Annotated in this window: 18 protein-coding genes; 5 read left to right on the top strand and 13 right to left on the bottom strand. The window is 71.1% G+C overall.

Annotation, left to right across the window (positions count from 1 at the left end; all coding sequences use genetic code 11):
* Nucleotide 1 precedes the first annotated feature (1 nt).
* Nucleotides 2-934 carry a metal ABC transporter permease gene (locus tag B7K22_RS08435; protein WP_084039472.1) on the top strand — a complete coding sequence of 311 codons (933 nt, stop codon included), beginning with the start codon at nucleotides 2-4 and terminating at the stop codon, nucleotides 932-934.
* Nucleotides 931-1,827 carry a metal ABC transporter permease gene (locus B7K22_RS08430; RefSeq protein WP_084039471.1) on the top strand — a complete coding sequence of 299 codons (897 nt, stop codon included), beginning with the start codon at nucleotides 931-933 and terminating at the stop codon, nucleotides 1,825-1,827. The genes B7K22_RS08435 and B7K22_RS08430 overlap by 4 nt, the downstream gene beginning before the upstream one ends.
* Before the next feature lie 106 nt (nucleotides 1,828-1,933).
* On the opposite strand, the gene trxA is transcribed toward B7K22_RS08430, so the two are convergent.
* Nucleotides 1,934-2,302: a thioredoxin gene (gene trxA / locus B7K22_RS08425; protein WP_084039470.1), complete on the bottom strand. Its 369-nt coding sequence runs from the start codon at nucleotides 2,300-2,302 to the stop codon at nucleotides 1,934-1,936.
* Nucleotides 2,303-2,429: 127 nt separating this feature from the next.
* Between trxA and B7K22_RS08420 the strand changes: the two genes are divergently transcribed.
* Nucleotides 2,430-2,972: an NUDIX hydrolase family protein gene (locus tag B7K22_RS08420; protein ID WP_084039469.1), complete on the top strand. Its 543-nt coding sequence runs from the start codon at nucleotides 2,430-2,432 to the stop codon at nucleotides 2,970-2,972.
* On the opposite strand, the gene B7K22_RS08415 is transcribed toward B7K22_RS08420, so the two are convergent.
* The 11 genes from B7K22_RS08415 to B7K22_RS08365 all read right to left on the bottom strand — a co-directional run bounded on the left by B7K22_RS08415 (nucleotide 2,969) and on the right by B7K22_RS08365 (nucleotide 11,350).
* Nucleotides 2,969-3,463, bottom strand: coding sequence for a mismatch-specific DNA-glycosylase (locus B7K22_RS08415; RefSeq protein ID WP_255372179.1), 495 nt, complete (start codon nucleotides 3,461-3,463; stop codon nucleotides 2,969-2,971). The genes B7K22_RS08420 and B7K22_RS08415 overlap by 4 nt on opposite strands.
* Nucleotides 3,464-3,480: 17 nt before the next feature.
* Complete coding sequence (rdgB, locus tag B7K22_RS08410) at nucleotides 3,481-4,089, bottom strand: RdgB/HAM1 family non-canonical purine NTP pyrophosphatase (RefSeq protein ID WP_084039468.1); 609 nt, start codon at nucleotides 4,087-4,089, stop codon at nucleotides 3,481-3,483.
* Nucleotides 4,090-4,109: 20 nt separating this feature from the next.
* Entirely contained in the window at nucleotides 4,110-4,844 is a 735-nt protein-coding gene (gene rph, locus B7K22_RS08405; RefSeq protein WP_200807378.1) for a ribonuclease PH, read from the bottom strand.
* Nucleotides 4,845-4,977: 133 nt separating this feature from the next.
* Nucleotides 4,978-5,754: an MBL fold metallo-hydrolase gene (locus tag B7K22_RS08400; RefSeq protein ID WP_084039467.1), complete on the bottom strand. Its 777-nt coding sequence runs from the start codon at nucleotides 5,752-5,754 to the stop codon at nucleotides 4,978-4,980.
* Entirely contained in the window at nucleotides 5,751-6,554 is an 804-nt protein-coding gene (gene murI / locus B7K22_RS08395; RefSeq protein WP_084039466.1) for a glutamate racemase, read from the bottom strand. The genes B7K22_RS08400 and murI overlap by 4 nt, the downstream gene beginning before the upstream one ends.
* Nucleotides 6,547-7,206, bottom strand: coding sequence for a DUF2017 family protein (locus tag B7K22_RS08390; RefSeq protein WP_234983363.1), 660 nt, complete (start codon nucleotides 7,204-7,206; stop codon nucleotides 6,547-6,549). The genes murI and B7K22_RS08390 overlap by 8 nt, the downstream gene beginning before the upstream one ends.
* Nucleotides 7,203-7,490, bottom strand: a complete 288-nt coding sequence (clpS, locus tag B7K22_RS12235; RefSeq protein WP_084039464.1) for an ATP-dependent Clp protease adapter ClpS — start codon at nucleotides 7,488-7,490, stop codon at nucleotides 7,203-7,205. Before clpS ends, B7K22_RS08390 begins: the two co-directional genes overlap by 4 nt.
* 47 nt (nucleotides 7,491-7,537) lie before the next feature.
* Nucleotides 7,538-7,825 carry a DUF3039 domain-containing protein gene (locus B7K22_RS08380; RefSeq protein WP_084039463.1) on the bottom strand — a complete coding sequence of 96 codons (288 nt, stop codon included), beginning with the start codon at nucleotides 7,823-7,825 and terminating at the stop codon, nucleotides 7,538-7,540.
* Nucleotides 7,826-7,946: 121 nt separating this feature from the next.
* Complete coding sequence (locus B7K22_RS08375; RefSeq protein WP_144276311.1) at nucleotides 7,947-9,548, bottom strand: hypothetical protein; 1,602 nt, start codon at nucleotides 9,546-9,548, stop codon at nucleotides 7,947-7,949.
* The gene (locus B7K22_RS08370) at nucleotides 9,530-10,306 is read right to left on the bottom strand and encodes an ABC transporter ATP-binding protein (protein WP_084039461.1); all 777 of its coding nucleotides are present in this window, start codon (nucleotides 10,304-10,306) and stop codon (nucleotides 9,530-9,532) included. The genes B7K22_RS08375 and B7K22_RS08370 overlap by 19 nt, the downstream gene beginning before the upstream one ends.
* Before the next feature lie 78 nt (nucleotides 10,307-10,384).
* The gene (locus B7K22_RS08365) at nucleotides 10,385-11,350 is read right to left on the bottom strand and encodes a calcium/sodium antiporter (protein WP_084039460.1); all 966 of its coding nucleotides are present in this window, start codon (nucleotides 11,348-11,350) and stop codon (nucleotides 10,385-10,387) included.
* A gap of 179 nt (nucleotides 11,351-11,529) precedes the next feature.
* Between B7K22_RS08365 and B7K22_RS08360 the strand changes: the two genes are divergently transcribed.
* Entirely contained in the window at nucleotides 11,530-12,603 is a 1,074-nt protein-coding gene (locus B7K22_RS08360) for an acyl-CoA desaturase (protein WP_084039459.1), read from the top strand.
* Between the two features lie 108 nt (nucleotides 12,604-12,711).
* Complete coding sequence (locus B7K22_RS08355) at nucleotides 12,712-13,713, top strand: DUF389 domain-containing protein (protein WP_234983414.1); 1,002 nt, start codon at nucleotides 12,712-12,714, stop codon at nucleotides 13,711-13,713.
* Nucleotides 13,714-13,926: 213 nt separating this feature from the next.
* On the opposite strand, the gene B7K22_RS08350 is transcribed toward B7K22_RS08355, so the two are convergent.
* Nucleotides 13,927-14,883 carry an aldo/keto reductase gene (locus B7K22_RS08350; protein WP_200807377.1) on the bottom strand — a complete coding sequence of 319 codons (957 nt, stop codon included), beginning with the start codon at nucleotides 14,881-14,883 and terminating at the stop codon, nucleotides 13,927-13,929.
* Nucleotides 14,884-14,888 lie beyond the last annotated feature (5 nt).

Here is a 14,888-nt window from a genome sequence, read left to right as displayed (position 1 = left end):
CATGACTCCCGCGGAGTTCCTCGGCGACCACACCTTCCGCATGGTGCTCCTCGGCACCATGGCGATCGGCGTGGTGTCCGGCGCGCTCGGCAGCTTCGCGTACCTGCGCAAGCAGTCGCTCATCTCCGACGTCATCTCCCACGCCGCCCTCCCCGGCGCGCTCATCGCCTTCCTGGTGGCCGCGGCCCTGGGATGGGACGGCCGATCGATGCCCGTCCTCATCATCGGCGCCGTCGTCGTCGGCACGCTGGCGGCCCTGTTCGCGAACGGCACCACGCGGGTGTCGAAGATCCGCATCGACACCGCGATGGCCGTCTCGCTCAGCGTCTTCTTCGGCCTCGGGATGCTGCTCATGCGGGTCATCGCCAACGGGTCCTTCCCCGGCAAGGGCGGGATCCAGGACTACCTGTTCGGCAACGCCTCGGTCATGACGGTGGCGGATCTCGTCACCTCGATCTCGGTGGGCGGCATCGCGCTCGCCGTGATGCTCGTCATGTGGAAGGAGTTTACCCTGCGGACCCTCGACCCCGATCACGCGAGCGTCCTGGGCTTCGGGGCGCGGACGATCGACGCCGTCATGTTCGCCACCATCGTCGTCGCCGTCGTGATCGGTGTGAAGGCCGTGGGACTCGTGCTGATGGTGGCGTTCGTCGTCACCCCGCCAGCAGCAGCCCGACAATGGACGCGCACCCTGCCAGGCATGGTCGCGCTGTCGGGGGCCATCGGCGGCGTCGGCAGCGGCGTGGGCGCGTACGTGTCGATCGCGCTCGGCAATATCCCCACCGGGCCGGTCATCGTGCTGACGCTGTTCGCGATCCTGGTGATCTCGCTGGTCGCGTCCCCGCGCCGCTCGCTCGTGACGAGCGCCCTCGCCCGCCGTCGCGCCCGTGCCGCCGTCACACGTGAGCTCGCCATGGAGGAGGGCTCGCGATGAGCTTCGTCGTCGGCACCGCCCTGCTCGCGGTCGTCACCGCGCTCGCATGCGCTCTGCCGGGCACGTTCATCGTGTTGCGCAGGAGCTCGATGCTGGTGGACGCCATCAGCCACGCCGTGCTGCCAGGCATCGTGCTCGGCTACGTCGTCACCAGGGATCTGGACTCGCCGCTGCTCATCGTCGGCGCGGCGCTCGCGGGACTGCTGGTCGTGCTCGGCAGCGAGTGGCTCACGCGCACCGGCCTCATCGCGGGCGACGCCCCGCAGGGCCTGATCTTCCCGGCGCTGTTCAGCGTGGGCGTCATCCTGGTGAGCGCGAGCTTCGCCAACGTCCACCTCGACACCCATGCGGTGCTCGTCGGCGACCTCAACCTGGCAGCCTGGGACCAGCTCACGGTGGGCACGGTGTCGATCGGCCCGACGTACCTCTACGTGATGCTCGGGATGCTGGCTCTCAACGTCGGCGTGATCGCCGTCCTCTACTCGCGGCTCAAGGCCACGACCTTCGACCCGCAGTTCGCCGCGAGCCAGGGCATCCGCACGGGACTGGTCAACACCGCCTTCATGTTCCTGGTGTCTCTCACGGTGACCGCGGCCTTCAACGCGGCGGGCGCCATCCTCGTCCTGGCCCTCGTCACCGTGCCGCCCGCGACCGCGTACCTGGTGAGCAGGACGCTTCCGGCCATGCTCGTGCTCACCGTGACGATCGCGGCCGTGGGCGCGCTCGCGGGTTTCTGGCTCGCGTACGTCCTCGACGCCGCGACCAGCGCTGGCATGGCCGTGCTCTTCGGCGTCCTCTTCTGCGTGGTGCTGGGCGCCACCCGGCTGACGCAGCGTCGGCGCGTGCGCGCCGGCGCGACCGCCCCCGCTCGCCAGGCGGCACCTCTGCGCTGACGCCGACGCGCGCATCGGCGCTCCCCCATCGCGCGCGAACGCGAGGGGAATGCAGCGAGGCGCCCTTCCCCTGCTGGGGAAGGACGCCTCCGAGGACGAGTCGGGCCTACTGAGCGGCCGCCTGCTCGGCGACCTGCTTGCGGACCTCATCCATGTCGAGGCCCTCGACGGCCTTCACGAGGTTCTGGAGGTCGGGGCCGGCCATCGCGCCAGCGCGGTTGTAGACCATGATGCCGTCGCGGAAGGCCATCAGCGTAGGGATCGCAGTGATCCCGAACTGCGCGGAGAGCTCCTGGTGCTCCTCCGTGTCCACCTTCGCGTGGACGATCTCGGGGTTCGCCTCCGAGGACTGGTCGTAGATGGGCGCGAACCGCTTGCAGGGTCCGCACCACTCCGCCCAGAAGTCGACCAGGACGATGCCGTCCTTGGTCACGGTCTGCTCGAAGCTGTCAGTGGTCAGTTCAACAGTGCTCATGGGGATTCCTTCCTGAGTCGCTTCCCCGTGCTCGCGTAACGCAGTCGCTCGCGAACCTATTCCGACCAGCGTGCCACCTCGCGGCGCGCGTCCTGACCACCGCGCCGAGGGGAGGTAGAAAGGAGTCATGACTGATATGGCCGAGCTGCCCCCCGAGCCGTCCGGATGGCTCAGCGATCGCGAGCTGCAGCAGGTGCGCGGCGAGCTTCCCATCCTCTACGTGAACGCTGTCCCCGTGCGCGTGGGCGCGTCGGGCGAGATCACCGAGGTCGGGCTCCTGCTGCGCGCCGACGATGACGCCATCTCGCGCGCGCTGGTCGCGGGCCGCGTGCTGTATCACGAGCGCATCCGCGACGCACTGATCCGCAACCTCGAGAAGGATCTGGGTCCCGTCGCGCTGCCGCGCATCCCCGCGAGCCCCACGCCGTTCGCCGTCGCCGAGTACTTCCCCACCGAGGGCTTCGGGCCCCTGCACGACTCCCGCCAGCACGCCGTCGCGCTCGCCTTCGTGGTGCCCGTCGACGGCGACTGCGAGCCCAGCCAGAACGCGCTCGACATCGTGTGGCTCACTCCTGAGGAGGCCGCGAGCGAGGACGTCGCGAGCGACATGACCGGCGGGCAGCACCACCTGCTGCGCCAGGCTCTCGCCCACTGCGGCATGCTGCCCTAGCGATTCACCTCGCCGGCGAGATCGCGCCACCATTCGAGGCGGGTCGCCCGTCCGTCGTAGTCTCGTCGGCCCTGGTTGCGACCGGACGGGCTGGGCAGGACGAACACTCGTGCGCCGCCGAACGTCCAGGCCTGCTCACCCAGTCCCGGAGGCCGCTCGCCCGCGTGTCGCGCCGCCGCCTTGCCCGCCTCCTTCGAGGTGAAGGCGAGCCACGACGGCCGATGCGCGCTCACCTTGGCCTCCAAGGCCTCAGCGTCGTAGGGGAGGCCGCGGTCGTGCGACTGGGCCATCGTCTTGACGAGGTCGGTGAGGCCGATGCGGTGCTCCAGCACTCGCGCGTCGTCCACAGGGGCGAGCGGCGAGGACACGAAGCCGGCCTGGTGGAGGAAGGTCCAGAACTGGTTGCCGGGGCCTGCGTAGTAGTGACCCGCGGAGGCGGACGCGAGGCCCGGCGCGGTGCCGCAGAAGACCACCCGCACGCCCGGCCCCAGGTAGTCGGGAAGGACGCTCAGCCGAGCACCGCCACGACGTGCGGCGCCATCGCCCTGAACGCCGCGCCGCGGTGCGAGATGGCGTTCTTCGCGTCCGCATCGAGTTCCGCGTTGGTGACCGACTGGCCCTCGGCGACGAAGATCGGGTCGTAGCCGAACCCGCCGTCGCCGCGCGGCTCGCGAGCGAGCTCGCCCGGCATGCGGCCCACCTCGACGTACTCGCGACCATCGGGCGTCACGAGCGCCGCCGCGCACACGAACGCCGCTCCACGGTGCTCGTCTGGCACGTCTGCCAGCTGGTCGAGGAGAAGCCGGAGGTTGGCCGCATCGTCCCCGTGCGACCCCGCCCAACGCGCCGAGAAGATCCCGGGCGAGCCGCCCAGCACGTCCACGGCGATGCCGGAGTCGTCCGCGAGCGCCGGCACCCCGGTGCTCGCCGCGAGCGCCCGCGCCTTGATGAGCGCGTTCGCCTCGAAGGTCACGCCGTCCTCGACGGGCGACGGCGCGTCCAGGTCCAGCGCGGAGGCGACGTCCTCGCGGTGCAGGTGCGGCAGCAGCGGCTCGAGGATCGCCCAGATCTCGTCCACCTTGTGGGAGTTGCGGGTCGCGATCGCGAGGCGTGCCATGGCGTCAGTCTCGCACGACGTCAGCCCGCCAGCGCGGCGGCCTGCAGGCGGGAGAGCTGGGCGTTGCCGGCGGTCGCGAGCGCGAGGAGCTCGTCGAGCTCGGGCTTGGAGAACGGCGCGCCCTCCGCGGTGCCCTGCACCTCCACGAACCCGCCGTCGCCCGTCATCACCACGTTCATGTCGGTCTCCGCGCGCACGTCCTCGACGTACGGCAGGTCGAGCATCGGCGTGCCGTCGATGATGCCCACCGAGATGGCGGACACCGAGCCGGTGAGCGGCTCCTTGCCCGGCTTGATCGCGCCGTGCTGCTTGACCCATGCCACCGCATCGGCCAGCGCGACGTACGCTCCGGTGATGGCCGCCGTCCTGGTCCCGCCGTCCGCCTGGAGAACGTCGCAGTCGAGCACGACGGTGTTCTCGCCGAGGGCCCTCACGTCGATGATGGCGCGCAGCGACCGGCCGATCAGGCGGCTGATCTCGTGCGTGCGGCCCCCGATCTTGCCGCGCACGGACTCGCGGTCGTTGCGGGTGTTGGTGCTGCGCGGGAGCATCGCGTACTCGGCGGTGACCCAGCCCTCGCCGGAGCCCTTCTTCCACCGGGGCACGCCCTCCGTGAAGGACGCCGCGCACAGCACCTTGGTGCCGCCGAACGACACGAGGCACGAGCCCTCGGCGCTGTCGAGCCAGGAGCGCTCGAAGGAGACGGGGCGGAGCTGGTCGGGGGTGCGGCCATCGGCGCGGGTGATGTCGGTCATGGACTCGAGCCTATCGGCGCCCGGGTTGCCGCACGGTCCGCGAGGGTCGAACGTCGGATCGCCCGCGCGAAGCCCTCGAATGCGGCCCCCCGCGGGTCGCATAGCCCTCTGACCCTCGGGACGCCCCGCGGGGTCAGAACGCGTGGGTCTCGCCCGGGCGGGCGAGCACAGCGCCCGGGGCGTGTGCGCGTGCTTGGACGAGGGTGGGCTCGGGGTCGACCCACGAGGCGACGTGCGTGACCACGAGCGCGGCCCGCCCGGACAGCGCCGCCATGCGGCCCAGCTGGTCGCCGTTCATGTGGACTCCAGGCGGGTTGACCTCACGGTGCGCCCAGCCGGCCTCCCCCAGGATGAGACTCACGCCCGGCCGGGCCGCGAGCGCGTCCACCTCGGCGCAGCGGTCCGTGTCGCCTGTGTACAGCAGCGTCGAGCGACCCGCTGAGACAAGAAACGCGAGCGCCGGCACGGGGTGATTCGCGCGCGCGGCCTCGATCGTGAACGGCCCGATGCGCGTCACGTCTCCGTGCGCGAGCGGGCGGAAGTCGTAGGTCGCAGCGCCTCGGTCGGCCGGGTCGCCGCTGACATCGCCGATGCGCCGGTCGATCCCCTCCGGCCCGAGCAACGGGATGCGCGGCGGGTCCTCGTCGCGCGACGGCCCGTAGCGGCGCAGCACATCGAGCGCGCCCAGGTCGGCGCAGTGATCCGGGTGGCCGTGCGACACCAGCACGCCATCGACGCGGGCGGGGTCGCAGTACCGTTGCAGCGGCCCGATCGCGCCCGAGCCGAGGTCGAGCACGAGCCGCCAGGTCCGGCCGTCCGCGTCGGCATGGGACACCATGTAGCAGGACGCCGCCGAGTCGGGGCCGGCCGTCGAGCCGGCGCACCCCACGATGGTCAGCTCGACCGTCACGACAGCGCCGCGACCTCCGTCACCACCGGTCCCAGGAAGCGCTGCGCGAGCGCCTCGAACCTGCTCCGCTCCCCGGTGGCGAAGAAGCGGTGCTCGGCACGCGCATCGGCCGGCCGTTCGAGGCCGGAGGCCGTGAGCGCGCGGTACACGTCGATTGCCGTCTCGGTCGCCGAGTCGACCAGCGTCACCTCGGGCCCCATGACGTAGCCGATCGCGCCCTGGAGCATCGGATAGTGGGTGCAGCCCAGGATCAGGGTGTCGACGTCGGCGGCCTGGAGCGGCGCCAGGTACTCCCGAGCGACGTCGATCACCTCGGGTCCGGACGTGATGCCCTCCTCGACCAGCGAGACGAACCGCGGGCACGCCTGCGAATGGACCGAGATGTCGGGCGCGGCCGCGAGCGCGTCGTCGTACGCGCCGGACGTGATGGTCGCGGTCGTGCCGATGACGCCCACCCGCCCGGACTTGGTGAGCGCGGCGGCGCGGCGCACGGCGGGCACGATGACCTCGACCACGGGCACGCCGCGCTCGCGCGAGAACCGCTCGCGCGCGTCCCGCAGCACCGCCGCCGAGGCCGTGTTGCAGGCGATCACGAGCATCTTCACGCCGTCCTCGACCAGCGCGTCCATGATGTCGAGGGCGTGGCGCCGCACGTCGCTGATGGGCAGCGGGCCGTAGGGGCCGTACGCCGTGTCGCCGACGTAGTGGATCGACTCGTGCGGCAGCTGATCCATGATCGCGCGGGCCACGGTCAGCCCGCCCACGCCGGAGTCAAAGACGCCGATGGGAGCATCACTCATGGGCGCCCTCCGAGGAGGCGTCCTCGGCGCTGATCGAGTACTGCACGAGCGACTCCTGCAGCCAGGTGAGCGCCTGGTAGAGCATGCCGAGCCAGACCCGTTCGGGGTCCACCGGCAGGGTCTCGTCGTCGTCGGTGTCGAGCGCGTGCGTCGCGAGGTCGATCTCCGTGTGGAGGCGCTCGGCGTCCTCGTCGCTGTCGAGCTGCAGGCGACTGCCCAGCACCAGGCGCAGGTCCGTCAGAGCCGCCGCGGTCGCCATCGCGTCCCCGCTCGCGACCTCCCACTCGGGCCCGTCCTCGCTCAACTGCTCCCACATGGTGCGCAGCCGGGCGACCTTGAGGTCGCGCAGGTCGGACTCGGTGAGGCGGCGGAACTCGTCGGCGATCTCGCGGTCCTCGCGGCTCGCGTTGGGCAGCAGACGCAGCACTGCGGGATCGTCGGGCTCGGCGAGCGCCTCCTCGAGCCCGCGCAGGTGACGCAGGATCTCGTCGGCGTCGTCGAGGCCGGCGTCACGATCGACGGGCGCGTCCATGCCGAACTGCTCGCCGCCCAGCAGCAGGCCCACGTCCGCGACGATGCGCGCGATGACCATCCGCTCCTCGTCGTCGAGCTCCGCGACCGCGGCGCCGTCACGCGCGACGAACCCCTTCACTCGCCGCTCCGCTGCAGCGTGGCCCACAGCCCATAGCCGTGCATCGCCTGCACGTCGACCTCCATCCTCTCGCGCCCGCCCGCTGACACGACCGAGCGGCCGTTCTCGTGCACCTCGCGCATGCGCGCCTCGGCATCGTGGCGCGAGAAGCCAAAGTACGTCTGAAAGACGTGCGTCACATAGCTCATGAGGTTGATCGGGTCGTTCCAGACGATGGTGACCCACGCATCGGCCGTCTGCAGTGCGACGGCGCCTTCGCGCTCGAGCTCCTCCTGGGTGGACACGCTTCTAGGGTAGGGCCGATGCGCGGGCCAGGTGGGGAGGTCGGGCGTCAGTCCTCGCCGTCGCCCTTGCCGAACGCGGCGTCGAGGATCTCCTTGCACTGCGGGCACACCGGGAAGCGCTTGGGGTCGCGGCCGGGGATCCACACCTTGCCGCAGAGCGCGATCACGGGCTCGCCCGACAGCGCCGACTCCATGATCTTGTCCTTCTTCACGTAGTGCGCGAAGCGCTCGGCGTCGCCGGGCTCCGCGAGCTCGCGCTGCTCGACGCGCTCGATGGTCGCGGTGCCGCCCTGGGGCGCGCCGGTGTCGGGCTGCGGGTCGAGGGTCTCGCTCATGCGCGCCAGTCTACGTCGCCGGTCTCCCCACCCCCTCTCCTGATGCGCGAGTTGGGCCCACTTCGCTCATCTAGGGCCTTAGACGAGCGAAGTGGGCCCAACTCGCGCACGTAGCGGAAGGTCAGGCGACTGCGGTGAGGAGCTGGCCCGAGCGCCTGTCGTAGAGCGAGCCGGCCGCGCGCACACCCGCGACGCACGCGCCCATCCCGATCCCGACGCCCGTCACCAGGGCCAGCCATCCCCAGCGGCCATCGTGCGTGAGCGAGAGGATGAACGGCAATGTCACGAACGGCAGCACCGCGAGCATCGCGGCGCCCGACACGAGTTGCGAGACCAGGCTCGCTCCCAGCGATCCCACCTCTGCTCCGAACGGGTTCTCGCCCGGCCCAGGGGCGCGGTACGGGAGGACCACCGACGAGACCGCCGACACCCCGAGGGTCGCTCCGAGGGCTCCCGCGCAGGCCCCGAGCAGCCCAGGAATCGCCGGCCAGAAGCGCCCCCAGGCGACGATCGCCGCGGCCGCGACCGCGACGGCTGGCACGCCCCACACCAGCACTGCCTGGGCGCGCCCGGCCATCACGTGCCGGCCGATGCGCCCGGCCACCACGTCCATCCAGAGCGACGTCGAGTCGTAGGCGACGTCGTTGTGCCTGCCCCAGCCGATGGACGCCGCAAGCACGACCGGGGCCGCGAGCGCCCACCGCGCGTCGAGCCCCAGCACGGGCACCACGATCACGAAGATCAGCACGGGCAGCGCCACCACTCCGAAGGCATTCACGAGGTAGCGCACGTCCGTCGCCCAGTACACCAGCGCGCGGGAGCGGACCGCTCGCGCGATCTCGCGGCCCGCGCCGCCCTGGCGCTCGGGTCGCTGACGAGGGCCGCCCAGGATCGCGTCAGACCTCCGCTGCACGCCTCCGCCGCGGTGCAACGGGTGCACGAGCGTGTAGGCGACGTTCGCGCGCCATGCGCCGTGCAGGATCACGACGACCGCCGCCATGAGCATCAGTCGCCAGGCCGCGCCCCAGGCGTCGCCCCTGGCGAGCGCTCCCGGCGCGGCCATGCCGGCTCCGAGCGGGGTGCGTCCCAGCCAGTCGAGCATCACGGGCAGCTCGTTCGCTGCCGCCGACTCGAGTCCATCGCGCAGGCTCAGCCAGATGGCCGGCGCGATCGCGCCGAAGGCGGCGATGAGCGCGATGAGCGACAGCCCACGAGCGCGACGGGAGGACATCGCCCGTGCGGCCCACGCGACCGCGATGCGTGCGCCGACGACCATCACGGTCACCGTGAGGACGGACCCCGCGACCGCCGCGGCCATCACCCATGCGCCGTCGTGGCGCCACGATCGGGCGAGGATGAGGAACATCACGCCAAAGAAGACGGCCGGCACGGTGAGCGCCGCGGCGACCGTGAGGCCGGGCATGATCTGCCGCGAGGACGCGCCGAGGATCGCGAACCGCCCGGGGTCGAGGGTGTCGTCCAGACCGGTCACCAGCAGCGGCGCGATCACCCACCCGATGGCGCAGAGCGCGCCCGCCCCCACCAGGATGTCCGCACGGACGTCGAGGGGTTCGCGCGCGAGCGCGTACTGCGCCCACAGCACGGCCGGCACGAGCGAGAGCGACCAGATCGCTCCTCCCACCAGCAGCAGCGCCCGCCACCACTCCCGCTGGAGCTGATGGAGCACTACGCGGTACTTGAGGCTCAGGACTGTCGCAACCACGCCAGGTCCCGCCCGTCCTCCACGTCGCCCACGAGTCCGACGAACCGCTCCTCGAGGTCGACCCCTGCACGCACCTGTTCGAGCGTTCCGTCCGCGAGGATTCGCCCCGACCCCACGACCGCGACGTGGTCGCACAGCCTCTCGACGAGCGCCATCACGTGCGAGGACATGACGACCGTCCCTCCGGACTCGACGAACGAGATGAGGATGCGCCGGATGGCGCCGGCGCTGACGGGGTCGACGGCCTCGAAGGGCTCGTCGAGGACGAGCACTCTCGGAGCGTGCACCAACGCGCAGGCGAGCCCGATCTTCTTGGTCATGCCAGCGGAGTAGTCGGTGACGAGAGTGGAGCCTGCCTGGCGCAGGTCGAGCGCGGCGAGCAGGTCGTCCCGCCGCTCACGCACCACCTCGCGTGGCAGCCCGCGCAGCAGGCCGGCGTAGCTGATCAGCTCGGCGCCAGTCAGGCGGTCGAAGGTGTGCAGCCCGTCGGGAAGCACTCCGAGCATGGGCTTGGCGCGCTCAGGGTCGGCCCACAGGTCCACCCCGTGCACGATGACGGCGCCGGCGTCCGGCTCGAGCAGCCCCGTCGCCATCGACAGCGCCGTGGTCTTGCCTGCGCCGTTGGGCCCCACCACGCCGTAGAACGAGCCGGACGGGATCTCCAGGTCGATGCCGGCGACGGCGACAGTCGCGCCGAACCGTCTGGTCAGTCCGCGCAGGGACAGCGCCGATGCGCTCGCTGGCTGGATATCCGGCATGCGGCCAGAGTACGGCCGGGACGGGGCGAGGGGCCTGGCGGAGCGGGCAGGTCCACTCGCGCGTGGCGGGTGCGGGCGCTACGACGGGTTGAGAAGCAGGTAGGCCGTGTAACCGATCCATAGAGCGAGGAGGACCGCGCCTTCGAGACGGTTGATGCGCCCGTCGCGGCGCCATCGAAAGCCGAAGGCGAGCACGAGCACCGTCATGAGCGCGACCATGGGGATGTCGCGATACAGCAGCTCGGAGCTGACGGTGGCGGGTGCGATGAGGCCGGCGATGCCCACCACGCCGAGGGTGTTGAAGAGGTTCGACCCGATGACGTTGCCGAGCGCGAGGTCGTTCTCTCCACGCCGGACGGCGATGATGGCGGAGGCCAGCTCGGGCGCTGAAGTGCCGATCGCGACCACCGTCAGGCCGATGACGAGGTCGGACCAGCCGAGCGCCTCGGCGATCTCGACGGCTCCCCATACGAGCACGCGCGAGGAGATCACCAGGAGCACCAGCCCGACGATGAGCCACGTCCAGGCAGCCTTGCGCGACATGCCGCGCAGATCGGTCGACTCCTCGACGTCGTGGACCAGCGGGTCGGCCTCCGCCTGTCGCGCGGACAGGATCTGCCACGTGAGCAGCACCGCGAGGAGGATGAGCAGGACGCCGGCGTCACCCGTGGACAGCGTGCCGTCGCTCAGGAGCAGCCACGCCACCAGCGTGACGACGAGCAGCAGCGGCAGCTCCCTGCGGAGGATCCCGCGCTTGACGATGATCGGCAGGAGCAGCGCGGTGATCGCCAGGATGAGGCCGATGTTCGCGATGTTGGACCCGAACGCGTTGCCGAGCGCGAGCTCGGGGTCGCCGCCTGCCGCCGCGAACGCGGATACGACCAGCTCGGGCGCGGAGGTGCCGAAGCCGATCACGATCATGCCGATCAGCAACGGCGCCATGCCCAAGTATTTTGCGACCGAGGCGGCGCCCGCGACGAACTTGTCGGCGCTCCAGGCGAGGGCCGCGAGCCCGAGCAGCGTGGCGATGATGGGGACCAGCATGGCCACGAGCCTAGCGAAGCCCGACGTGCGGACGCGGCTGGAACGCGGGCCCGAGTCGGCCTCCCCCGCGCGGGGGTGTGACATCGAACCTACGGTCGCGTAGCCTTGCGACATCCGCAAGATGAGCGACCTGCTCGTGACCTCGGCTGGGAAGTCGTACGCCCCCGATCTGGAGACGCATGACGAACACGCCGGCCACGGCCCCGCGCATCCCGTCCAACCCCATCACCCACCGCTTCGCCGAGCTCGCGGCGACCGTCCGCGACACCGGCCTGCTCCGCCGCGCCTACGGCTTCTACGCCGGCTACGGCGCCGCGCTGGTGCTCGCCTTCGGCGGCGTGGTCACTGGCTTCGTACTGCTGGGCGACTCCTGGTTCCAGCTGCTCATGGCGGCGGCGCTCGGCATCGTGCTCACCCAGGTGGCGTTCCTGGGCCACGAGGCCTCGCACCGCACGGTGTTCGCGTCCGGACCGGCGAACGACCGCCTGGGGCGCGTGCTGAGCGCGGGCGTGGTGGGCATCAGCCACCAGTGGTGGATGACCAAGCACTCTCGCCACCACGCGAATCCCAACAAGCGCGGGGCGGACCCCGACATCGAGAAGGACACCATCTCCTTCCTCGAGGAGGACGCGCGCGAGGCGCGCGGCCCGATCCGCTGGATCACCCAGCGCCAGGGCTGGCTGTTCTTCCCGCTCCTCACGCTCGAGGGCCTCAACCTCCACTACCGCTCGATCGTGTCGCTGGTGACGCGCGGCACCCCGCGCCAGCGCTGGACAGAGTTGTCGATGATCGCGGCGCACTTCGTCGTCTACCTGGGCGCGGTGTTCTGGGTGCTGCCGCTCGGGATGGCCTTCGCATTCGTGGGCGTGCAGATGGCTGTGTTCGGCGTCTACATGGGGGCGTCCTTCGCGCCGAACCACAAGGGCATGGCGATCATCGACCACGACGCCAAGCTCGACTTCCTGTCGAAGCAGGTGCTCACGAGCCGCAACATCCGCGGCGGCTGGGCGATGTCGATCCTCACGGGCGGGCTCAACTTCCAGATCGAGCACCACCTGTTCCCCAACATGGCGCGCCCTCACCTGGGCCGCGCTCGCGAGATCGTCCGCGAGTACTGCGAGACCCACGGCGTCCCGTACACCGAGACCAGCCTGGTCGAGTCCTACGCCATCGTGATCGCCTACCTCAACCGAGTGGGGCTCGCCGCGCGCGACCCGTTCGACTGCCCCGAGCGCGTCGCGATGGGACGCTGACACGCGCACTCGGGAGGGGCGCGACTCGCGCCCGCCAGCCTGACCGGCGACAATCGCCCCATCACCGTCTGGAGCGACTTCAAGGCCAGCGAGGAGTCCGTGGCGCGCATGCGCCGCGACGTGCTGTTCGAGCACGACGACAACGTCAAGCGGTACTCCAAGTTCTGGGCGCTCATGATCCTGTCCAGCGCCCTCGCGGCTGCAGGGATCCTCACGGAGTCCCTTCCCGCCCTCATCGGCGCGATGATCATCTCGCCGTTCATCACCCCCATGACAGGAGTGATGCTGGCGACGGTGCTGACCCAGCGGCGCAACACGCTGCGGTCGGTGGCGCTCGTGCTCGCTGGCGCCGCGTCGGCCGTGGGCGTCAGCGTGCTCATCGGCTTGCTCACCGGCTCCGAGGTCTCCGCCGCGACCAATCCGCTGGTCGCGGATCGCGTCACGTCGGACATGTTCGACCTGGTCGTCGGGCTGCTCACTGGCGTGGTCGCCGCGATCGCGCTGGTGCGTGACGACATCTCCAACTCGGTCCCCGGCGTGGCCATCGCGGTGACGCTGGTGCCGGCCTTGGCCGTCGCCGGCCTGACGCTGCAGTCGGGTCAGCACGCCCAGGCCTGGGATGCGCTCGTGCTGTTCGGCGCCAACGCCGTGGCCACCCTCGCCACGGGGACCGTGACGATGGCGGTGCTGGGCGTGCGAGCCTCACTCACCCTGGGGGAGCCGGCCGGCAGCGCCAGCGAGGGCGTGCCTCGAGACGATCCGCGTCACGGCGACGAGAGCACGTGGAGCCGAGTGGTCGCGCTGTCGGCGGTCGCGCTCGTGATCGCGGCGCCGCTGGCGATCTCTGCTGTGCACCTGCGCGCAGAGCAGACCACGCAGGACACGGTCGACGGCACCTCCCGCGCCTGGGCGGAGTCCGTGGGCGTCGAGTACATCGGGATGGACGCCAGCGGGCCCGACCTGGTGGTGAACTTCGAGGGCAGTCAGCCGCTGCCATCGCCCGGGGGCCTGGCGGACGCTCTCGAGGCCGCGGGCATCGACACGACCGCGGTGGTGGCGAAGCTGGTGCCCGTCGAGACTCACCGCCTAGGGGACCTCGCCGGCAACTGACGGGCGCTGCCCGCCACGTGAGCGGCTCGTCGCGTGAACGAGGCCGTGATCGAGCCTCGCCAGTAGACCGTCCGAGTACATGCATGCTCGTATGCAATACTCGTGATCGTGCCATGTGCACCGCCCGCTGGGCGAGGGGGGATACCAGGGGGATGTCGCGCCCGGCTGCTGGGGGTCGGGCGCGATGCCCCGAGGCCGAGAAAACGCGCGGACTCAGGCGGGGAACAGCGCGTCGATCAGCGTGAGCTGCTGGTCATCGGGCCGCCACGACGACGCCGCCGCGTTCTGCGTCACCTGCTCCTGGCGCGTCGCGCCGGCGATCACCGAGGACACGACCGGACGGGCGAGGAACCAGCCCAGCGTCGCCTCGAGCATCGACACCCCCCACTCCTCGCACAGCGCGGCATAGGCCTCCATCGCGTCCCAGTCCGCATTCTGAGCGATGTGCGGGCGCTGGCGGCCGATGCGCGAGTCGGCGGGGATCTCCGTGCGCGAGAACTTGCCGGTGAACAGTCCGTTGGCGAGGGGGAAGAACGGCAGGAAGCCGGCGCCGATGCGCTCGGCCGCCGCGAGGCGGCCGTCCGTCTCGACCCCGCGAGCGACGAGGCTCAGCTCGTCCTGGCTCGATGCGAGGCCCGGTAATCCTCGCTCCGCCACCGCCGCATCGGCCGCCTGCAGCTGATCGGCGGTGAACTGGGAGACGCCGTACGCCAGGATCTTGCCCTCCTCGACCAGCTCGGCCAGCGCGCCGATCGTGTCCTCGATGGGCACGGCCGGATCGGGCTGGTGCTGCTGGAACAGGTCGATGCGATCGGTCCGGAGGCGCTCGAGCGAGGCTTCGCACGCGGCACGCAGGTACGCGGGGGAACCCTTGGCACCCAGGTCGTCGAGCGGCGTCGCGACCTCGGTGTACCCGAACTTGGTCGCCAGCACCGCCTCGTCCCGCCTGCCCTTCCACGCATTGCCCATCAGCGTCTCGCTCGTGCCCCACTCGCCTCCGTAGAGGTCGGCGGTGTCGAAGAAGGTCACCCCGGCGTCGAGCGCGGCGTGCACGACGGCGTCCGTGCCCTCCTGCGTCTCGGTGACCGTGCCGGCACGGCCGAAGTTGTTGCAGCCCAGGCCCATGGCCGAGACGGTGAACGGGGCTGATCCCAGGCGTCGCTGTTCCATGTGCG

The sequence above is a fragment of the Demequina sp. NBRC 110053 genome (genome assembly GCF_002090095.1).
In the GTDB taxonomy this organism is placed as follows: domain Bacteria; phylum Actinomycetota; class Actinomycetes; order Actinomycetales; family Demequinaceae; genus Demequina.
The sequence above is the reverse complement of the archived record's forward strand: the minus strand, read 5'-3'. Positions and strand labels throughout refer to the sequence as shown.

Excerpts from the sequence above, each read along its gene's own strand:
- B7K22_RS08435 (WP_084039472.1), top strand. The coding sequence starts at position 2 with ATGACTCCCGCGGAGTTCCTCGGCGACCACACCTTCCGCATGGTGCTC.
- B7K22_RS08430 (WP_084039471.1), top strand. The coding sequence starts at position 931 with ATGAGCTTCGTCGTCGGCACCGCCCTGCTCGCGGTCGTCACCGCGCTC.
- trxA (WP_084039470.1), bottom strand. The coding sequence starts at position 2,302 with ATGAGCACTGTTGAACTGACCACTGACAGCTTCGAGCAGACCGTGACC.
- B7K22_RS08420 (WP_084039469.1), top strand. The coding sequence starts at position 2,430 with ATGACTGATATGGCCGAGCTGCCCCCCGAGCCGTCCGGATGGCTCAGC.
- rdgB (WP_084039468.1), bottom strand. The coding sequence starts at position 4,089 with ATGGCACGCCTCGCGATCGCGACCCGCAACTCCCACAAGGTGGACGAG.
- rph (WP_200807378.1), bottom strand. The coding sequence starts at position 4,844 with ATGACCGACATCACCCGCGCCGATGGCCGCACCCCCGACCAGCTCCGC.
- murI (WP_084039466.1), bottom strand. The coding sequence starts at position 6,554 with ATGAGTGATGCTCCCATCGGCGTCTTTGACTCCGGCGTGGGCGGGCTG.
- B7K22_RS08380 (WP_084039463.1), bottom strand. The coding sequence starts at position 7,825 with ATGAGCGAGACCCTCGACCCGCAGCCCGACACCGGCGCGCCCCAGGGC.
- B7K22_RS08370 (WP_084039461.1), bottom strand. The coding sequence starts at position 10,306 with ATGCCGGATATCCAGCCAGCGAGCGCATCGGCGCTGTCCCTGCGCGGA.
- B7K22_RS08365 (WP_084039460.1), bottom strand. The coding sequence starts at position 11,350 with ATGCTGGTCCCCATCATCGCCACGCTGCTCGGGCTCGCGGCCCTCGCC.
- B7K22_RS08360 (WP_084039459.1), top strand. The coding sequence starts at position 11,530 with ATGACGAACACGCCGGCCACGGCCCCGCGCATCCCGTCCAACCCCATC.
- B7K22_RS08355 (WP_234983414.1), top strand. The coding sequence starts at position 12,712 with ATGCGCCGCGACGTGCTGTTCGAGCACGACGACAACGTCAAGCGGTAC.
- B7K22_RS08350 (WP_200807377.1), bottom strand. The coding sequence starts at position 14,883 with ATGGAACAGCGACGCCTGGGATCAGCCCCGTTCACCGTCTCGGCCATG.